General features: G+C 33.3%; 18 protein-coding genes. All 18 read right to left on the reverse strand.

Features of this window, described 5'->3' with window-relative positions:
- Position 1: 1 nt before the first annotated feature.
- From lpdA to rpsP, 18 genes are read right to left on the reverse strand one after another with little or no spacing between them, the layout of a single operon-like run.
- Positions 2–1,399, reverse strand: a complete 1,398-nt coding sequence (gene lpdA / locus CR143_RS05575; protein ID WP_099340836.1) for a dihydrolipoyl dehydrogenase — start codon at positions 1,397–1,399, stop codon at positions 2–4.
- A 3-nt stretch (positions 1,400–1,402) separates the two neighbouring features.
- Positions 1,403–2,578: a 2-oxoglutarate dehydrogenase complex dihydrolipoyllysine-residue succinyltransferase gene (gene odhB, locus CR143_RS05580; RefSeq protein ID WP_099340837.1), complete on the reverse strand. Its 1,176-nt coding sequence runs from the start codon at positions 2,576–2,578 to the stop codon at positions 1,403–1,405.
- Between the two features lie 4 nt (positions 2,579–2,582).
- Positions 2,583–5,525 (reverse strand): 2-oxoglutarate dehydrogenase E1 component, encoded by a 2,943-nt coding sequence (locus CR143_RS05585; protein WP_099340838.1) that lies wholly within the window; start codon positions 5,523–5,525, stop codon positions 2,583–2,585.
- A gap of 25 nt (positions 5,526–5,550) precedes the next feature.
- Entirely contained in the window at positions 5,551–6,426 is an 876-nt protein-coding gene (gene sucD, locus CR143_RS05590) for a succinate--CoA ligase subunit alpha (protein ID WP_099340839.1), read from the reverse strand.
- Position 6,427: 1 nt separating this feature from the next.
- Positions 6,428–7,588, reverse strand: a complete 1,161-nt coding sequence (gene sucC / locus CR143_RS05595; protein ID WP_099340840.1) for an ADP-forming succinate--CoA ligase subunit beta — start codon at positions 7,586–7,588, stop codon at positions 6,428–6,430.
- A gap of 6 nt (positions 7,589–7,594) precedes the next feature.
- Positions 7,595–8,581 carry a malate dehydrogenase gene (gene mdh / locus CR143_RS05600; RefSeq protein WP_099340841.1) on the reverse strand — a complete coding sequence of 329 codons (987 nt, stop codon included), beginning with the start codon at positions 8,579–8,581 and terminating at the stop codon, positions 7,595–7,597.
- Between the two features lie 4 nt (positions 8,582–8,585).
- Positions 8,586–10,082, reverse strand: coding sequence for a CoA-acylating methylmalonate-semialdehyde dehydrogenase (locus tag CR143_RS05605; protein ID WP_099340842.1), 1,497 nt, complete (start codon positions 10,080–10,082; stop codon positions 8,586–8,588).
- Positions 10,083–10,141: 59 nt separating this feature from the next.
- Positions 10,142–10,933, reverse strand: a complete 792-nt coding sequence (locus CR143_RS05610) for a succinate dehydrogenase iron-sulfur subunit (RefSeq protein WP_099340843.1) — start codon at positions 10,931–10,933, stop codon at positions 10,142–10,144.
- Entirely contained in the window at positions 10,933–12,714 is a 1,782-nt protein-coding gene (gene sdhA / locus CR143_RS05615; RefSeq protein ID WP_099340844.1) for a succinate dehydrogenase flavoprotein subunit, read from the reverse strand. The genes CR143_RS05610 and sdhA overlap by 1 nt, the downstream gene beginning before the upstream one ends.
- Positions 12,711–13,043: a succinate dehydrogenase, hydrophobic membrane anchor protein gene (sdhD, locus tag CR143_RS05620; protein WP_099340845.1), complete on the reverse strand. Its 333-nt coding sequence runs from the start codon at positions 13,041–13,043 to the stop codon at positions 12,711–12,713. Before sdhD ends, sdhA begins: the two co-directional genes overlap by 4 nt.
- Positions 13,043–13,414, reverse strand: coding sequence for a succinate dehydrogenase, cytochrome b556 subunit (gene sdhC, locus CR143_RS05625; protein ID WP_099340846.1), 372 nt, complete (start codon positions 13,412–13,414; stop codon positions 13,043–13,045). The genes sdhD and sdhC overlap by 1 nt, the downstream gene beginning before the upstream one ends.
- A gap of 9 nt (positions 13,415–13,423) precedes the next feature.
- The gene (locus CR143_RS05630) at positions 13,424–14,437 is read right to left on the reverse strand and encodes an aspartate-semialdehyde dehydrogenase (protein WP_099340847.1); all 1,014 of its coding nucleotides are present in this window, start codon (positions 14,435–14,437) and stop codon (positions 13,424–13,426) included.
- Positions 14,438–15,532, reverse strand: coding sequence for a 3-isopropylmalate dehydrogenase (gene leuB / locus CR143_RS05635; protein ID WP_204524597.1), 1,095 nt, complete (start codon positions 15,530–15,532; stop codon positions 14,438–14,440).
- Positions 15,532–16,134, reverse strand: coding sequence for a 3-isopropylmalate dehydratase small subunit (gene leuD, locus CR143_RS05640; protein WP_099340849.1), 603 nt, complete (start codon positions 16,132–16,134; stop codon positions 15,532–15,534). The genes leuB and leuD overlap by 1 nt, the downstream gene beginning before the upstream one ends.
- A complete protein-coding gene (gene leuC / locus CR143_RS05645) occupies positions 16,134–17,534 on the reverse strand; it encodes a 3-isopropylmalate dehydratase large subunit (protein WP_099340850.1) in 1,401 nt (466 codons plus the stop codon). Before leuC ends, leuD begins: the two co-directional genes overlap by 1 nt.
- Positions 17,535–17,550: 16 nt before the next feature.
- Complete coding sequence (rplS, locus tag CR143_RS05650) at positions 17,551–18,069, reverse strand: 50S ribosomal protein L19 (protein WP_099340851.1); 519 nt, start codon at positions 18,067–18,069, stop codon at positions 17,551–17,553.
- A 10-nt stretch (positions 18,070–18,079) separates the two neighbouring features.
- Positions 18,080–18,766, reverse strand: coding sequence for a tRNA (guanosine(37)-N1)-methyltransferase TrmD (gene trmD / locus CR143_RS05655; RefSeq protein WP_099340852.1), 687 nt, complete (start codon positions 18,764–18,766; stop codon positions 18,080–18,082).
- A gap of 5 nt (positions 18,767–18,771) precedes the next feature.
- Entirely contained in the window at positions 18,772–19,224 is a 453-nt protein-coding gene (gene rpsP, locus CR143_RS06440; RefSeq protein WP_099340853.1) for a 30S ribosomal protein S16, read from the reverse strand.
- Between the last annotated feature and the right edge of the window lies 1 nt (position 19,225).

A 19,225-nucleotide genomic window follows, 5' to 3' on the forward strand; every position in this document is an offset into this window, starting at 1 on the left:
TTTAAAAGTGTATTGCTCTTTTATCAACTGCTAAAGCAGCCTCTTTAATTGCTTCAGCCAAAGTAGGATGAGCGTGGCATGTTCTTGCAATATCCTCTGAACTTGCGCCAAACTCCATAGCCAAGCACATTTCCCCGATCATGTTACCAACATCGGGTCCAATCATATGCACTCCTAAAACCCTATCTGTTTTTTCATCAGATAAAATTTTAACAAATCCATCTCCTTCATCATTAACTTTCGCTCTAGCATTTGCAGCAAAAGGAAATTTACCAACTTTATAAGATATTTTTTGCTCTTTTAATTGCTCTTCTGTTTTACCAACCGAAGCTACTTCTGGAGCTGTATAAATAACTCCTGGAATTACATCATAATTTACGTGTCCATATTTTCCGCTAAGAAACTCAGCGACTGCAATTCCCTCTTCTTCAGCTTTATGTGCTAACATTGGACCTGCAATTACATCTCCAATTGCATAAATATTATCTAAATTGGTTTTATATTGATGATTTGTTTCAACTCTTCCTTTTGAGTCTAATTTTACTCCAATTTTATCAAGATTTAATCCTGCGGTATTTGGCTTTCTTCCAACTGACATTAGAACAACATCGCAATCAATATCACTTTTAGTTCCATTTTTTTCAACTGAAACAGTCGCTCCTTTTTTATTTTTTGTAACACCAATTACTTTTGTTGATAAATTAAATTGCATACCCTGCTTTTGTAATATCTTTAAGAAAGCATCTGATACCTCTCTATCCATCCCTGGCGTTATATAATCTAAATATTCTACAACTTGTACTTCTGAACCTAATCTTAGCCACACGGATCCCATCTCCAACCCAATATAACCAGCCCCAATAACTACTAGTTTTTTAGGTACAGAGTTTAAATTTAATGCTCCTGTTGAAGATACAACTATTTTTTCGTCAATTTCTATATTGGGAAGAGAAACCGGTACAGAACCAGTTGCTATAATTGCATTTTTAAATTTATAATCTTTTTTATTATTAGCATCATCAGTGACTGATATTGTATTCTTATCTTTAAAGGCTCCAAAACCTTTGATGTAAGTAACCTTGTTTTTTTTAAATAAAAATTCTATTCCCTTTGTGAGTCCCTCTACGCCTTTTGCTTTATGGCCCATCATTTTCGAAAGGTCTAATGATGGTTCATTAATATTAATTCCAATATTTTTAAATTCAGTTTTTGCTTTTTTATAAAGATGAGAGGAATGTAATAAAGCTTTAGATGGTATGCATCCAACATTGAGACAAGTGCCACCCAGCGTTCCTCTAGACTCAATACATGCAGTTTTTAATCCTAGTTGTGCGGCTCTAATTGCTCCAACATAACCGCCTGGTCCGCCCCCTATAACTAAAAAATCAAATTCTTCCATTAATTATAAATTCAAAAAAAGTCTTCTTGGATCTTCTAAATATTCTTTTACTCTAACTAAGAATGATACTGCATCTTTTCCGTCAATAATTCTATGATCATAGGATAAGGCCAAATACATAATAGGTCTAACCTCAACTTTTCCATCAACGACAACGGCTCGCTGAACTATATTATGCATACCCAAAACTCCTGATTGCGGAGGATTTAATATTGGAGTTGATAACATCGATCCGTAAATCCCACCATTTGTAATTGTAAAAGTTCCACCCTGAAGTTCTTCTATAGATAATTGCCCTGTCTTTGCTTTTTCACCTAGAGCAATAATTTGTTTTTCAATATCAGCAAATGAAAGTTCATCTGCGTCTCTAACTACTGGTACTACCAGACCCTTTTCTGTACCAACAGCAACTCCGATATTGTAGTAATTTTTATAAACAATTTCATCTTGCTGAATTTCTGCATTTATAATTGGAAAAGCTTTTAAAGCTTCCACACAAGATCTTACAAAAAATGACATAAACCCTAATTTCACGCCATATCTTTTCTGAAAACCTTCTTTATATTCAGCTCGCATTTCAATAATTCTCGACATATCAATCTCATTAAATGTTGTCAGCATCGCTGCATTATTTTGGGCTTCTTTTAATCTTTTTGCGATAGTTGATCTTAAACGAGTCATTTTAACTCTCTCTTCATCACCTTTGGTCAATCTCGCTGAAGATGGAGTAGAAGGTAAGCCCATAGATTCTAATAAATCTCCTTTTAAAATTCTTCCATCTCGGCCTGATCCACTAATTGTGCTAATATCAATTCTTTTTTCTTCAACAATTCTTTTAACAGCTGGAGATAATATTTCTTTTTTATTTATAGGAGCCTCCACAATTTTTGGTTTTAAGGGTTCTATTGTTTTAACGGCTTCTTTTTTTAGAACTGCAGCGCTGCCTGATCCAATAGAACCAAGCACTGTTCCTACGTTAACTGTTTTGCCGGCTTGAATTTTAATTTCGGATAAAACACCTGTTTCTGGAGATGGTACGGATACACTAACCTTATCTGTTTCTAATTCAACAACTGGTTCATCTGCTTTCACTGAGTCACCAACTTGTTTTAGCCACTTAGAAACTGTTGCTTCAGTTACTGACTCTCCAAGAGTTGGTACAACTAAATCTTTTGCCATTATTCTATAAAAGTACTTTTGATATTATTTCGTCCTGCTGTTGTACATGTTTTTTCAAATAACCGGTAGCCGTTGAAGCTGAGGGTTTTCTACCAACATACTGTACTTTTTTAGATTTTGCGTCGATTAAATCTAATGTCCAATTGATATATTTTTCAACAAAACTCCAAGCCCCCATATTTTCAGGTTCTTCCTGACACCAAATAAATTCATTAGCGTTTTTAAATCTTTTTAAAAAACTAGCTAATTTTTTAACTGGAAATGGATATAACTGCTCAATCCTTAATAATTGAACTTTAGGGTTTCTTATAGTTTCTCTTTTTTCAGAAATATCAAAATAAACTTTTCCAGAACAAAGAACGACACGTTTAATTTCTTCATCTCTTACTAATTTAATCAAATTATATTCTGGAAAATCTGCATGATCCGGTAATATTCTATGAAAAGAATTCTCAGGTAAAAAATCTTCAATTTCAGAGACACATTTCTTATGTCTCAACAATGATTTTGGAGAAAATACTATAAGTGGCTTTCTAAAAGTTCTATGAATTTGTCTTCTCAATAAATGAAAATAATTTGCTGGAGTAGTACAATTGACAACTTGTAAATTTTCCTGTGCACATGATTGTAAATATCTTTCAATTCTAGCTGAGGAATGTTCTGGGCCTTGTCCCTCATATCCATGAGGAAGAAGCATTACTAGACCACTTGCTCTAGTCCATTTTTTTTCACCTGATGTTATAAACTGATCAATAATAATTTGAGCGCCATTTGCAAAATCTCCAAACTGCGCCTCCCATAAAACTAGGGTTTCTGGAGATGATAATGAATAACCATATTCAAATCCTAAAACGCCAAATTCTGATAGAAAACTATCAATAATTTCAAATTGGGCTTGTTTTGTACTAAGATTTTTTAAAGGATAATATTTTTCACCTGTTTCTTGATCAAGCACACTAGCATGTCTCTGACTAAAAGTTCCTCGTGATGAATCTTGTCCTACAAATCTTACTGGATATCCCTCTAGTAACAATGTTGCAAACGCTAAACTTTCAGCAGTTGCCCAATCAAAACCCTTTCCAGTTTCAAACATTTTTTTCTTTGCTTCAAAAAGTCTTTTTATTGTAGAATGAAAATTTAAATTATCTGGAAGTTTACAAATTTTTTCTCCTGCCTCATGAATTAAATCTAAATCAACACCTGTGACTCCTCTACGATCAGAGCCAATTTCGGTTGTAAACTTAGACCAACTTCCTGTAAACCAATCTACTTGATTTGGAATATAATTCTTTGATGTTTCAAATTCTGAGTCTAAAAATTTTTTAAAATTATCTTTCTCTTCTTGAAACTCCTCATTTCTTAAAACACCTTCCTGAACAAGCTGATTTCCATAAATTGTTAGTGTTGAAGCATGATTTCTAATCTTTTTATACATGATGGGCTGAGTAAATGAAGGTTCGTCTCCCTCATTATGACCAAATCTTCGGTAACAAATAATATCTATAACGACATCTCGCTTAAATTTTTGTCTGTATTCTGTTGCAATTCTCGCACAATAAACAACAGATTCTGGATCATCTCCGTTTACATGAAATATTGGAGCCTGAACCATTTTAGCGACTTCTGAAGGATAAGGAGAAGATCTTGCAAAAGAAGGACTAGTTGTAAAACCAATCTGATTATTTACAATAATATGAATTGTTCCACCTGTATTATGTCCTTTTAAACCCGACATAGCAAAACATTCTGCAACAATTCCTTGCCCTGCAAATGCGGCATCACCATGTAAAAGAATTGGGATTACTTTTATTCTTTCTGGATCATTATGAAAAAATTGTTTAGCTCTGGTTTGTCCTAATACTACAGGATTTACAGCTTCTAAATGAGAGGGATTTGCAGTTAAACTCACATGAACATTGTTACCATTAAAATCTCTGTCTGCTGATGCTCCTAAATGGTACTTAACATCTCCAGAAACACCCGCTGCTTCAGGACCTGGGTCTCCAGAAAATTCTTTGAATATTTTTTTAAAAGGTTTTTGAATGACATTTGCAAGAATATTTAATCTGCCCCTATGAGGCATTCCAATCTTAACCTCTTTTACCCCTAAATTTCCTCCAACTTTGATTATTTGTTCTAGTGCTGGAATTAAAGACTCACAACCATCTAAGCCAAATCTTTTTGTTCCTACAAATTTAGTGTGACAATAATTTTCAAATCCTTCTGCCTCAACTAATTTTCTTAAAATTGCTTTTTTACCTTCAAAAGTAAAATTTGCTTCTTTACCTTTACCTTCAATTCTTTCTTGGATCCATTTTTTTTCTTCTGGATCCGACATATGCATAAATTCTATACCAATCTTTGCACAATAGGTTTTTAATAAAATTTCTAAAATTTCATTTACAGTTGCATATTCAAGGCCAAGAACTTTATCTAAAAATATTTTTCTATTTCTATCCTCTTTTTTAAAACCGTAAGTTTCTGGATTTAGTTCAGGATGATAATTCTTTTCCTGTAATTGTAATGGATCTAAATCAGCAATTAAATGTCCTCTAATTCTATATGCCCTAATCATCATGATGGCTCGTATAGAATCAATAGTAGATCTTTCTACATCTAGTCTTTCATCATTTGATAAGGTCTTATTTTTTTCTATTATTTTTTCTTTTATGGAATTTCCATTTAAATTTTTAGGAAGATATTTTTCATAAATATCTAAGTCTCCATTAGAGATATGTTTAATATTTGATGGCGCCCAACTAGGTCCTTGATTTTCTATAATATTATTTTTTTGATCACCCAAACCATCAAAAAATTGTCTCCAGCTATCTGGGATACTGGAAGGATTCTCCACATATTTAGCATAAAGCTTTTCAATATAAGAGGAGTTAGTTCCTGATAAAAAAGATGTTTTTTGAAAAATAATATTATTTTCTTGTGACGACATATAATTTTATAATCGTAATAAAATATTAAGTCTTAAGTTTGTCAAATAAAGTTTTGCCAATATCAGCTGGTGAATTTGCAACTGTTATACCGCAAGATTTCATTGTTTCTATCTTGTCTTTAGCAAGACCTTTGCCACCAGAAATAATTGCCCCCGCGTGTCCCATCCTTCTTCCTGGGGGTGCTGTTACTCCTGCGATAAATCCAACAATTGGTTTTTTAATTTTTGAAGATTTAATAAATTCAGCTCCTTCTTCTTCAGCGCTGCCACCTATTTCTCCTATCATGATGATTGATTTAGTTTCTTCATCTTTTAAAAATAAATCTAAACAATCAATAAAATTGGTTCCATTGATTGGATCTCCGCCAATTCCAATGCAAGTAGACTGTCCCAATCCCAATGCTGTGGTTTGGGCTACAGCTTCATAGGTTAATGTTCCTGATCTTGATACAATTCCTACTGATCCTTTTTTATGAATGTGTCCAGGCATAATTCCAATCTTACATTCGTCAGGGGTAATAATTCCTGGACAATTTGGTCCTATTAATCTGCTTTTTGATTTAATTAATTTTTCTTTTACCTTCACCATATCTAAAACTGGAATGCCCTCTGTAATACAAACAATTAATGGAATTTTACTGTCTAATGCTTCAATAATAGCTGCCGCTGCATAGGGAGCTGGAACATAAATCATAGTTGCGTCAGGTTTTACCTTATCGACTGCTTCTGCAACCGTGTTAAAAACTGGAAGACCCAAATGAGTTTGTCCACCTTTTTTAGGTGTAATTCCTCCAACTAAATTTGTTCCATACGCAAGTGCTTGCTCAGAATGAAATGTTCCATGTTTTCCTGTGAAGCCCTGACAAATAACTTTTGTTTTTTTATTAACTAAAACTGACATGCTATTTTGTTGCCTCTACAATTTTTTTTGCTGCATCGGATAAATTATCGGCAGAAATAATTGTTAATCCTGATTTTTTTAAAATCTCTTTCCCTTCATCGACTTTTGTTCCTGCCAATCTAACTACAAGAGGAACTTTAAGGTCAACTTCTTTTGCGGCCTCAATAACACCTTGTGCAATAATATCGCAACGCATAATTCCACCAAAAATATTTATTAAAATACCTTCAACATTTTTATCTGATAAAATAATTTTAAATGCTGCAGAGACTTTTTCTTTTGTTGCTCCACCACCTACATCTAAAAAATTTGCAGGCTCTGAACCGTAAAGTTTTATGATATCCATGGTTGCCATTGCAAGACCTGCGCCATTAACCATGCAACCAATTTTTCCATCTAATTTAATATAAGCCAGCTCATATTTGCTAGCCTCAATTTCCATTGGGTCTTCTTCATTCAAGTCTCTAAGTTCTTTAATTTCTGGATGCCTAAAAAGTGCATTATCATCAAAACTTATTTTTGCATCCAAGCATTTAACTTGATCCTCAGTTGTAAGAATTAGTGGATTAATCTCAATTAGACTTGCATCAGTGTTTACTAAAGTATCGTATAGAGCTTGTGCAACTTTTTTTGCCTGATTTTTTTGTTCTCCACTTAAATTGTAAGGTTTTACAATTGAATCTAAATCTTCCTCTCTTAATTTTGCTGATAATGAAACACGTGTTGTAATTATTTTTTCAGGAGTTTTGTCAGCAACTTCTTCAACATCCATTCCTCCCTCGGCACTAGAAATAAATGCAATCTTTGAAGATGCCCTATCGACTAAACATGATAAATAAAATTCTTTTTTAATATCTGAGGCTTCCTCTATATATAATCTTTTAACTTCTCTTCCTTGTGATCCGGTTTGATGGGTTACAAGAACTTTTCCAAGTAAATCTTTGCATTTTTGTTTCAATTCATCGATACTTTTAACTAATTTTACGCCTCCAGCTTTTCCTCTGCCTCCTGCATGTATTTGGGCTTTAACTACATACATTTTACTAGTTAACTGTTTAATTTTTTCATCAATTTCATTTAAATTAAAAATAACAACTCCCTTTGAAACGGGCGCGCCAAATTTTTTTATTAAGTCTTTTGCCTGATGTTCGTGAATATTCATTAAAAATTAATACTTTGGCTTAATAGTTTTAATTTTAGCTACTTCTGGATCAAGCTTGAAAAGATCTTGAGTTAGTTTTTTAACGGAGTCAACTGATTTTAAAAACATCTCTTTTTCTTCAGGGTTAAATTTAATCTCAATAACTTTTTCAACACCCTTTGCACCAATTATAACTGGTACTCCAACGTAAAGATCATCAACTCCATACTCGCCATCTAAATAAACTGCGCATGGTAAAATTTTCTTTTTATCTTTTAAAAATGCCTCTGCCATTTCAATCGCTGAACTAGCTGGAGCATAATAAGCAGAACCTGTTTTTAATAATTTTACTATTTCAGCTCCGCCATCACGAGTTCTTTGAATAATTTTGTCTATTCTTTCTTTAGTAGACCATTTCATATCTATAAGATCTGGAATTGGTATTCCTGCAACTGTAGAATATCTAGCAAGTGGAACCATTGTATCTCCATGGCCTCCTAAAACAAAAGCAGTTACATCCTCAATAGAAACTTTAAATTCTTCTGATAAAAATAATCTAAAACGAGAAGAGTCTAAAACCCCTGCCATTCCAACAACTCTTTCAGCAGGTAAACCTGAATACTTTTGTAATGCTAAAACCATAACATCCAAAGGATTAGTAATACAAATTACAAATGCTTTGGGAGAGTATTTTTTAATTCCTTCACCCACTTGTTTCATTACTTTTGAATTAATTCCCAAAAGATCATCTCTGCTCATTCCTTCTTTTCTCGGAACGCCAGCAGTTACAATAATTACATCCGAATTTTCAATATCTGCATAACTTGTTGTACCTTTAAGATGTGCGTTAAATCGCTCAACAGCGCCTGATTGAGCAATGTCTAATGATTTTCCTTCTGGCAAACCCGCTGCAATATCAAAAATAACTACATCGCCTAATTCTTTTAAAGAAACTAAGTGAGCCAAAGTTCCACCAATTTGTCCTGATCCTATGAGTGATATTTTTTTTCGCATACTATTAATTCATTGTTGGCATTGTAAAATTTGAAGTTGCCTTTATACCAGAAGGCCATCTTGAAGTAATAGTTTTTAATTTAGTATAAAATCTAACTCCTTCCATGCCATGAACGTGTTGATCACCAAACAATGACCTTTTCCAACCACCAAAGCTATGAAAAGCCATTGGTACGGGTATTGGGATATTTATACCAACCATTCCAACTTTAATATGACTTGAAAATGTTCTAGCACTGTCACCATCTCTAGTAAAAATACTAACTCCATTACCAAATTCATGTCTATTAATTAAATCTGCGGCTTCATTAAAATTCTTTGCTCTTACAACCGAAAGAACAGGTCCAAATATTTCTTCTTTATAAATTCTCATATTTTCTTTTACATGATCAAATAAACAACCTCCTAAATAAAACCCTTTTTCGTATCCTTGCGGCTTTTTAATTTTTCTTCCATCAACAATTAATTTTGCACCTTCTTTAACCCCTAAATCAATATAACTCGTAACTTTTTCTAAATGTTGAGCGGTAACTAATGGACCCATATCGACTCCTTTATCAAGTCCAGGTCCAACTCTTAAATTATTTACTTCTTTAGTAAGTTTATTAACTAATTCATCTCCAATGTTTCCAACGGCAACTGCAACCGATTGGGCCATACATCTTTCTCCTGCTGAGCCATATGCTGCTCCCATAAGTCCTGCAACTGCCTGATCTAAATCTGCATCTGGCATTACTACACAGTGATTTTTAGCTCCTCCTAATGCCTGAACTCTCTTTTCAAATTTTGCTGCATTTTCATAAATGTATTTGGCTATTGGAGTTGAACCTACAAAACTAATTGCGCTAACATTTGGATTTGAAAGTAGGGCATCTACGGACTCTTTATCTCCATTTACGACATTAAAAACTCCATCTGGTAAACCTGCTTCTTTTAACAATTCTGCTAATCTTAAAGGGCAACTTGGATCTTTTTCAGAAGGTTTTAAAATAAAAGTATTTCCACAAGCTATAGCCAATGGAAACATCCACATTGGAACCATTGCTGGAAAATTAAATGGAGTAATTCCAGCACAAACTCCAAGGGGTTGCCTTATAGACCAACTATCAACATTAGTTCCAACATTTTCTGTAAATTCACCTTTTAACAAATGTGGTATTCCACAGGCAAACTCAACAACTTCTAAACCTCTTGTTAATGATCCTTTCGCATCATCATAAACTTTACCATGCTCAGCAACGATTATTTTTGTTAACTCATCTGAATTTTTCTCTATTAATTCTTTAAACTTAAATAAAATTCTTGCTCTTTGTAATGGAGGAACTTGTGACCATGTTGCAAATGCTTTAGTTGCAATAGCAACTACATCATCAACATCTTTTTTTGATGCGAGATTTACTTTGGCTGAAACTTCTCCTGTTGCTGGATTAAAAACTTCGGAGGTTTTTTTTGAAGAACCAGAAAATGATTTACCGTTAACAAAGTGCTCTATAATTTTCATTTAAATTAATATGAAAATATAAGGATAAAATTAAGCTGTCAAATAATGAAGTAAAAAAATTATAGATCTTTGCTATGCTGGACTAGCATTTTTTTTATGGAGCCAATTGCCTTTGCTGGATTTAATCCCTTAGGACATGCATTAGTACAGTTCATAATTGTATGACATCTAAAAAGTTTAAGTTCATCTGCAACTTTCTTTAACCTTTTAACTCTTTCCTGATCTCTACTATCAATAATCCATCGGTAAGCTTGTAACAAAACAGCTGGCCCTAAATATTTCTCACCATTCCACCAATAACTTGGGCATGATGTTGAACAGCATGCACACATTATACACTCGTAAAGCCCATCTAATTTTTCTCTATCTTGTTTTGATTGATATATCTCTTTGTCACTTCCATTACTTTTTTTTTCAACTTGCAACCAAGGTTCGATAGATTGATATTGTTTATAAAGTTGATTTAAATTTGGAACTAAATCTTTAATTACTGGCATATGAGGAAGGGGATAAACTTTTATTTCATCTTTAATGTCTACTGCTGATTTTGTGCAAGCAAGGCCATTAACCCCATCAATATTCATGGCACAAGAACCACAAACACCTTCTCTACATGATCTTCTAAAAGTTAATGTAGTATCAATTTCGTTTTTAATTTTAATAAGGGCATCAAGAACCATTGGCCCACACTCATCCATATTAACTTCATAAGTATCTAGTCTTGGATTTTCTTTTGTCTCAGGATCCCATCGGTAAACTTTTATTTTTTTTAAATTTTTACCATTAGTTTTGTCTTTAAAATATTTACCCTCAACAATTTTAGAGTCTTTGGGTAAAGCAAACTGAACCATTAATATACTCTCGCTTTCGGAGGAAAATACTGCACTTCATTAGATAAGGTAAAATTATGAACATTTCGATAATCTATTTTTACTTTTTCGCCGTCTTGCCAAGCAAGTGTATGCTTCATCCAATTATCGTCGTCTCTTTCCTTAAAATCTTCTCTAGAGTGTGCTCCTCTGCTTTCTTTTCTATTTTCAGCGGAAGCCATTGTAACGAGTGATTGTCTTATTAGGTTATCAAACTCTAATGTTTCAATTAAATCTGTATTAAAAATTAAAGATTTATCGGAAACTGAAATATCATCCATTCCTATCCATGGTTTTCTTATTTCTTCCATTCCTTCTTTTAAAATTTTAGCATCTCTGAAAACTGCGCAGTTTTTTTGCATTGTTCGTTGCATTTTATCTCTAAGTACAGAAGTTGGTGTACCACCATTTGAATTTCTTAATTTATCAAATCTTGAAATTGATTTTTGGGTTTCGCTTTCTGGAATTGTTTCATGTTTTGAATTTGGTTTTACTATTGTTGCAGCTCGCATTGCGGCAGCTCTGCCAAATACCACAAGATCAATCAATGAATTAGATCCTAATCTATTTGCTCCATGTACAGAAACGCAGGCTGCTTCACCCACTGCCATTAAACCAGGCACAATAATATCTTTGTCATTTTCAGTTTTTGAAATTACTTCACCATAATAATTAGTTGGAATACCTCCCATGTTATAGTGAACTGTAGGTACAACTGGTATTGGTTCTTTTGTTACATCTACTCCAGCAAAAATTTTTGCAGATTCAGAAATTCCAGGAAGTCTTTCATGTAAAACTTTTGGATCTAAATGATTTAAATGAAGATAGATATGATCTTTATTTTTACCAACTCCCCGACCTTCATTAATTTCAATTGTCATAGATCTTGAAACCACATCTCTTGATGCAAGATCTTTTGCTGAAGGAGCATATCTTTCCATAAATCTTTCCCCCTCAGAATTAACTAAAAATCCCCCCTCGCCTCTAGAACCTTCAGTAATTAAACATCCAGCGCCATAAATACCTGTTGGATGAAATTGAATAAATTCCATATCTTGTAATGGTAAACCTGCTCTTAAGACCATTGCATTTCCATCTCCTGTGCAAGTGTGTGCGGAAGTTGCTGAAAAATATGCTCTTCCATAACCACCCGTTGCAAGAATTGTCATATTAGCTCTGAAACGATGAATGGTACCATCTTGTAAATTCCAAGCAGTAACTCCATGACACTTTCCGTCATGCATTAATAAATCTAACGCGAAATACTCTATAAAAAATTCAGTATTTTTTTTAAGTGCTTGTCCGTAAAGTGTATGTAGAATTGCATGTCCCGTTCTATCAGCAGCAGCACAAGTTCTTTGTGCAATGCCATTTCCATAATTTGCAGTCATCCCTCCAAATGGTCTTTGATAAATTTTTCCCTCTTCTGTTCTACTAAAAGGAACGCCATATTTCTCGAGCTCAATAACTGCCCTAGGAGCTTCTTTACATAAATATTCAATAGCATCTTGATCGCCTAACCAATCAGCTCCCTTTACCGTATCATACATATGCCAACGCCAATCATCCTCTGACATGTTTCCTAATGCAGCCGAAATTCCACCTTGCGCCGCAGCGGTATGACTTCTGGTTGGAAATACTTTTGAAATACATGCTGTTTTAAGTCCAGCTTCAGCTAAACCTACGGCCGCTCTTAATCCTGAGCCACCAGCCCCCACAACGATAACGTCATATTCGTGATCTATAATTGGATAAGTGCTCATAAAATAATTATTATTAATGATACAATGCCAACAAGAGGAAGTATAGCCGAGGTTAACATTATAATTTTTTTTAAAATACCCTTCATACTTTCATTTTGAATGTAATCTTCGATAATTTCACCTAAGCCTAATTTTAAATGAGTGCCAGCAAATATTAAAAATAAAATAAAAATAGCTATTGATAAGTGGCTATCAAAAAAATCTAGCGCACCTGTGTAGTCTTGATTAACTAAATCTACTAGGGAATATAATAAAAATAATAATAAAGGTATTAATACAATTGCACTAAGCCTTTGTAATACCCATTTATTTAAAGCATGATTTTTCATTAAATAATCCAAATAAAAAATGTTATTAAAATAGATGAAAGTAAAACCACTACTCCAGAAAGATTTGCAGTTTTAATTTCATAACCATAACCAAAATCCCAAGCAAGATGTCTAATACCATTCAACATGTGATAAACAAATGACCAGGTAAATCCGACTAAAATAAATTTTCCCAATAAGCTTCTTAGAAATTTTTGATAAAAATTATAATATTCAGGTCCTATTGCTAAAAATAAAACCCATAAAATAATTAAAAAAAACCCAGCAACGTTAAATACGCCTGTCATTCTATGTGTGATTGAGAGCAAAGAAGAAAACTGCCACTTATAAATCTGGATATGTGGGGATAACGGACCAGAGTTTTTTTCCATAAAAAATATTTAATTATTTTTTATATACTTTTTAACTAAAACCTCCGCTATTTGCACTCCATTAAAGGCCGCACCTTTTAATAAATTATCCGAAACTATCCATAAATTAATCGCATTTTTTGTAGGATCCTTTCTGATTCTAGAAATGTAAGTTAAAAAACTACCAGCACACTCTGCGGGAGTGGCATAGCCCCCATTTTTATGCTCATCAATAACCTTGCAACCAGCAGCTTTTGATAAAATAGATCTAATTTGCTTTATATTAAATCTTTTTTTTAGCTCAATATTTACTGATTCAGAATGTGAAATAAGTACCGGAACGCGAACGCAGGTTGCTGTTACTTTAATATTTTTATCTAGGATTTTTTTAGTTTCATTTTCCATTTTCCATTCTTCTTTTGTAGAACCATCTTTCATAAAAACATCAATATGGGGAATAACATTAAATGCTATTTGTTTGGTAAATTTTACGGGCTTAATCTTTTTCTTGGCCAAATAATCTTTTGTTTGAGAAATAAGCTCATCCATTGAAGCTTTTCCTGCTCCAGATACGGACTGATAAGTTGAGGTAACCACTCGAATTACTTTAAATTTATCGTGAAGAGGCTTGAGAGCTAAAACCAGTTGCGTTGTAGAACAATTTGGATTTGAAATAATATTTTTTTTTTTATAATTTTTAAGTGCATATTCGTTAACTTCTGGAATTACCAAAGGAATATCTTTTAACATTCTAAAATGTTTAGAATGTTCTATTACCGTTGAATATTTTGCAATTTTAGGAGCTAAAATTTTTGCAAGCTTTGACCCTGCGCAAAAGAAAGTAATATGGGCTTTTTTAAAATCGAAATTTTCTAAATTTTCAACTCTAATTTTTTTATTTCTGAATTTGATAAAACTACCAGCGCTTCGTTTTGATGATAATAAATATAAATTATTAACTGGAAATTTTCTTCTCTCTAAAGCTTCAACAGTTTTTCTTCCAACGTTACCTGTGCTTCCTACTATCGCTATATTAATTTTCATTTATTTTAATTTGGTAATTACCAAATCTCCCATTTGAGAAGTTGAAACTTTATTTTTACCCGACTCCATAATATCTGCTGTTCGATGTCCGTCACTTAGAACATCTTTAACTGCATTATCAAGCATGTCAGCGTCCTTATCCATATTAAATGAATAACGTAGAGCCATAGAAAAACTTAATATTGATGCAAGTGGATTTGCAATATTTTTACCTGCTATATCAGGTGCAGAACCGTGACAAGGTTCATACATTGATTTAAATTTTCCAGCTTTATTTTTGCCACTTAATGAGGCTGAGGGTAACATTCCAAGAGAACCCGTTAACATTCCAGCTTCATCTGAAAGCATATCGCCAAATAAATTATCAGTTACAATCACGTCAAATTGTTTAGGATTTCTAACTAATTGCATAGCACAATTATCCGCCAGCATGTGACTTAGTTCTACATCTTTAAATTCGTTCTTGTGTAATTCTTCTACCACTTCTCTCCACAACAAACCTGCTTCCATAACGTTAGATTTTTCGCACGAAGTAACTTTATTATTTCTTTTCCTTGCGAGTTCAAAAGCAACTCTGGCAACTCTTTGAATTTCACTTGTTGTATAAGTGTGTGTATTTATTCCTTTTTTTTCACCATTAGATAATTTTTCAACTCCTCTTGGACTACCAAAATAAATTCCTCCTGTAAGTTCACGGACAATCATAATATCTAAATCAGAGACAATCTCAGGCTTTAAAGTTGATGCATTGGCAAGTTCCTTAAAACAAATTGCAGGTCTTAAATTTGCAAATAACTCCAAATCCTTTCTAAGTCTTAGCAAAGCTCTTTCTGGTTTTTTAGAAAATTCTAATTTATCCCATTTTGGACCACCAACAGCTCCAAGCAAAACTGCATCGCTCTCTAAGGCTATTTTCATTACTTTGTCAGTAATTGGCTCGCCATGTTTATCAAAGGAAATTCCTCCTGCTAATTCTTCAGTAATCTCAAAGTCGGCAGATTTTTTTTTATTAAACCAAACAATAATTTTTTTAACCTCATTCATTACCTCCGGTCCTATTCCATCACCCGCAAGGATAAGAAGTTTTTTTTTCATTAATATAACCAAGGAGTTAGATTTTTTTTTCTTTGCTCAAAACTATTAATTTTAGAGTCTTTTTTTAAAGTTAGAGCAATATCATCGTAACCATTTAACAAACACTCTTTTCTAAATGACTCAATTTCAAAGTCAAAAGGTCTATTATCTCCCTTATGAATTTTTTGATCAATCAAATCTATTTCTATTTCTTTATTTTTTTTTGCAGCCTCAGATAATTCCTTAACTTGGTTTTCAGGAAGAATAATTGGCAAAATTCCATTTTTAAAACAATTGTTGTAAAAAATATCTGCAAAACTTTCTGCAATAATACATCGAATACCAAAATCCAGTAATGCCCATGGAGCATGCTCTCTTGATGAACCACAACCAAAATTTTTTCCTGAAATTAAAATTTTCGCTTTATTATAAGGAACATTATTCAAGATAAAATTTTTAATTTCTTTACCTTTTTCATCATATCGCATTTCATAAAATAAAGCAGAGCCAAGACCGGTTCTTTTTATGGTTTTTAAAAATTGTTTAGGAATAATCATATCCGTATCAATATTTGAAATTTGAAGATCGGCTGCAATACTTTTAAGTTTTGTAAATTTTTCCATTAAATAATTTTTCTAATATCTACAAATTTACCTTCAATTGCAGCTGCTGCTGCCATTACCGGACTCACTAAATGTGTTCTTCCACCCCGTCCTTGTCGTCCTTCAAAATTTCTATTCGAAGTCGAAGCACATCTTTCTTTTGGTTTTAATTGGTCTGGATTCATGCCAAGACACATTGAACATCCAGGCTCTCTCCAATCAAATCCCGAATCTTTAAATATTTTATCTAAACCCTCTTTTTCAGCTTGTAATTTTACAAGTCCAGAACCTGGAACAACAATTGCATCAACACTTTTATTTACTTTTTTTCCTTTAACTATTTTTGCAACTTCTCTTAAATCCTCAATTCTTCCATTGGTGCAAGAGCCTATAAAAACCTTATCAATTTTAATATCTTGAATAGCAGTATTGGGTTCTAAACCCATATAATCTAACGATCTAAGTATAGATTTTTTTCTATCCTCATTTTTTTCTAAATTAGGATCAGGAACTTTACCGTTAATTGATGCTGTATCTTGAGGGCTTGTTCCCCAGGTAACCGTTGGCTCAATATCTTTTCCTTGTAAATAAAGTTCTCTGTCAAATTTTGCATCCTTGTCGGTGTATAAAGTGCTCCAATATTTTAGGGCTTTTTCCCAATTTTCTCCCTTTGGAGCTAGAGGTCTACCTTTAATATAATCAAAAGTTTTTTGATCTGGAGCAACAAGTCCGGCTCTAGCGCCTGCTTCAATGCTCATATTGCAAACGGTCATTCTTTCTTCCATAGAAAAATTTCTAAAAACTTCTCCACAGTATTCAATAACGTAACCTGTTCCACCAGCTGTTCCGATATTTCCAATAATAGATAAGATCACATCTTTAGCAGTAACTCCTAATGGCAATTTTCCATCAACACTAATTTTGAAATTTTTTGCTCTACTTTGAATCAAAGTTTGTGTTGCAAGCACATGTTCTACTTCTGAAGTTCCAATTCCAAAAGCTAATGCGCCAAAGGCACCGTGTGTTGAAGTATGGCTATCGCCACAAACGATCGTCATTCCTGGCTGAGTAAATCCTTGTTCAGGACCAATTACGTGAACAATTCCTTGTCTTTTATCTGTTAAACCAAAAAATTCTATACCAAAATCTTTGCAATTTTTAGAAAGTGTCTCAACTTGAATTGCAGACTCTTTATCGGCAATTCCTTTTGATCTGTCAGTTGTTGGAACATTATGATCAACAACAGCTAATGTTGAGCCTGGTAATTTTACTTTTCTATTGGATAAACGTAATCCTTCAAATGCTTGTGGACTTGTAACTTCATGAACTAAATGTCGATCAATATATAAAAGTGATGTTCCATCACTTTGTTCATCAACTAAATGACTCTCCCATATTTTGTCGTAAAGTGTCTTTGCCATTAAATAAAAACTAGTATTACTTCTTTTTATTCTGAGCTTCTGTCTTTGGCGCTGAAGCTTTTTCCGCATTTTTTGGAGCCTGCTCAGCAGCTAAATCTGCTTGGGCTTCAATATTTTGGACTGCCTCTTTTTTTGGTAAAGGTTGAATAATATCTACACCTATTTTTTTTCTAATTTTTTCAGTAATTCTAGCTGATTTACCTGTTCTTTCTCTTAAGTAATAAAGTTTTACTCGTCTTACTTTTCCGCTTCTTATAACTTCAACGGACTCCACGTTTGGACTATGAACTGGAAATAATCTTTCAACACCCTCTCCAAAAGAAATTTTTCTAACTGTAAAAGTAGAGTTAATTCCTCGATTTTTTTTAGCAATACAAACTCCTTCGTAAGCTTGTATTCTTTGTCTTTTTCCTTCAATAATTCTCACGTTTACTTTTAAAGTATCTCCTGGAGAAAATTCTGGTAACTTTTTTTCACCGATTTTCTTTATATGAAGTTTATCTAATTCGTCTATTCTCATTGTAGAAATTTGCATTAAAATTTTGTTATTTATGATATTTTTCCCATAAGTCTTGTCTCTGGCGACGTGTTATATCCTCGGATTGTGCTAAGCGCCAGTCCTTAATTTTAGCATGATTTCCAGATAAAAGTACTTCCGGAACAGCTCTTCCTTTCCACTCTTGAGGTTTTGTATATTGAGGATATTCCAATAAATTATTTTCAAAACTCTCTTCATTTAAAGAGGAAGAATTACCAAGAACGCCTGGCAATAATCTAAGTATGGAGTCTAAAAAAACAAACGCTGCTGTTTCACCTCCGGATAAAATAAAATCACCAATGCTTATTTCTCTGATCTTTCTTTCTTCTATAACTCTCTGATCAATTCCTTCAAAGTGTCCACAAATAAGATCTACTCCATTTTTTTTTGATAATTGCTTTGCAATTTTTTGGGTTAATAATTCGCCTCTAGGACTTAAATAAATAAGTTCATTTTTAGAGTTTTTTGTATTTTTATCCAAACAATTATCTATTACGTCTGCACGCATTACCATTCCACTTCCTCCACCAAAAGGAGAATCATCTACACTCCGATGCTTATCCAAAGCATAGTCTCTGATGTTTATGACATCGAGAGACCAGATTTTATTTTCTCTAGCTCTTTTATAAAGCCCGATATCTAAAATCCCTGGAAAAAATTCAGGATATAGAGTGAATATTTTTGCAGACCACATAATAATTAGTTAGCTTTTGGCGCCTCCGCTTCTGGTGCTTTTTCTTCAGTCTTTGGAGCTTCTACTGGAGCTGGTTCAGCTGCTGGGGCTGCTGCTTCTGTCGCTGGAGCTGCTGCTGGCGCCTCTTTTGGAGCTTGTGCAGCTTTTAATCTTTCTTGTGCTTTCTTTTTAGGCAATCCTTTAATCGGATTATTTCTTTTTTCAGGAACTGGAGCAAGATTTGCTGCACCTAAAAATTTTGCAACTCTTAAAGTAGGTTTAGCCCCCATTTTAATCCAATGAGTTATTCTTTCTGACTCTAAGCTTAATCTTTCTGGTTTACTTTTTGGTAACAACGGATTGAAGTATCCAAGTTTTTCAATAAATTTTCCATCTCTTGGATTTCTAGAATCTGCAACTACGATTTGATAAAAGGGTCTTTTTTTAGTTCCCCCTCTAGATAGTCTTATTTTTAACATT

The organism is Candidatus Fonsibacter ubiquis, from assembly GCF_002688585.1.
Taxonomy (GTDB): Bacteria; Pseudomonadota; Alphaproteobacteria; order Pelagibacterales; family Pelagibacteraceae; genus Fontibacterium; species Fontibacterium commune.

What these genes read in the sequence shown, in the direction of transcription:
- CR143_RS05585 (WP_099340838.1), bottom strand. Translation starts at nt 5,525, where the DNA reads ATGTCGTCACAAGAAAATAATATTATTTTTCAAAAAACATCTTTTTTA.
- CR143_RS05630 (WP_099340847.1), bottom strand. Translation starts at nt 14,437, where the DNA reads ATGAAAATTAATATAGCGATAGTAGGAAGCACAGGTAACGTTGGAAGA.
- mdh (WP_099340841.1), bottom strand. Translation starts at nt 8,581, where the DNA reads ATGCGAAAAAAAATATCACTCATAGGATCAGGACAAATTGGTGGAACT.
- sdhA (WP_099340844.1), bottom strand. Translation starts at nt 12,714, where the DNA reads ATGAGCACTTATCCAATTATAGATCACGAATATGACGTTATCGTTGTG.
- rpsP (WP_099340853.1), bottom strand. Translation starts at nt 19,224, where the DNA reads ATGTTAAAAATAAGACTATCTAGAGGGGGAACTAAAAAAAGACCCTTT.
- leuB (WP_204524597.1), bottom strand. Translation starts at nt 15,532, where the DNA reads ATGAAAAAAAAACTTCTTATCCTTGCGGGTGATGGAATAGGACCGGAG.
- sucC (WP_099340840.1), bottom strand. Translation starts at nt 7,588, where the DNA reads ATGAATATTCACGAACATCAGGCAAAAGACTTAATAAAAAAATTTGGC.
- leuC (WP_099340850.1), bottom strand. Translation starts at nt 17,534, where the DNA reads ATGGCAAAGACACTTTACGACAAAATATGGGAGAGTCATTTAGTTGAT.
- leuD (WP_099340849.1), bottom strand. Translation starts at nt 16,134, where the DNA reads ATGGAAAAATTTACAAAACTTAAAAGTATTGCAGCCGATCTTCAAATT.
- CR143_RS05610 (WP_099340843.1), bottom strand. Translation starts at nt 10,933, where the DNA reads ATGGTTCAGTTTGCTTTACCCAAAGACTCTAAAATTGTTGAGGGTAAA.
- sdhD (WP_099340845.1), bottom strand. Translation starts at nt 13,043, where the DNA reads ATGAAAAATCATGCTTTAAATAAATGGGTATTACAAAGGCTTAGTGCA.
- trmD (WP_099340852.1), bottom strand. Translation starts at nt 18,766, where the DNA reads ATGTGGTCTGCAAAAATATTCACTCTATATCCTGAATTTTTTCCAGGG.
- CR143_RS05605 (WP_099340842.1), bottom strand. Translation starts at nt 10,082, where the DNA reads ATGAAAATTATAGAGCACTTTGTTAACGGTAAATCATTTTCTGGTTCT.
- lpdA (WP_099340836.1), bottom strand. Translation starts at nt 1,399, where the DNA reads ATGGAAGAATTTGATTTTTTAGTTATAGGGGGCGGACCAGGCGGTTAT.
- sdhC (WP_099340846.1), bottom strand. Translation starts at nt 13,414, where the DNA reads ATGGAAAAAAACTCTGGTCCGTTATCCCCACATATCCAGATTTATAAG.
- rplS (WP_099340851.1), bottom strand. Translation starts at nt 18,069, where the DNA reads ATGCAAATTTCTACAATGAGAATAGACGAATTAGATAAACTTCATATA.
- sucD (WP_099340839.1), bottom strand. Translation starts at nt 6,426, where the DNA reads ATGTCAGTTTTAGTTAATAAAAAAACAAAAGTTATTTGTCAGGGCTTC.
- odhB (WP_099340837.1), bottom strand. Translation starts at nt 2,578, where the DNA reads ATGGCAAAAGATTTAGTTGTACCAACTCTTGGAGAGTCAGTAACTGAA.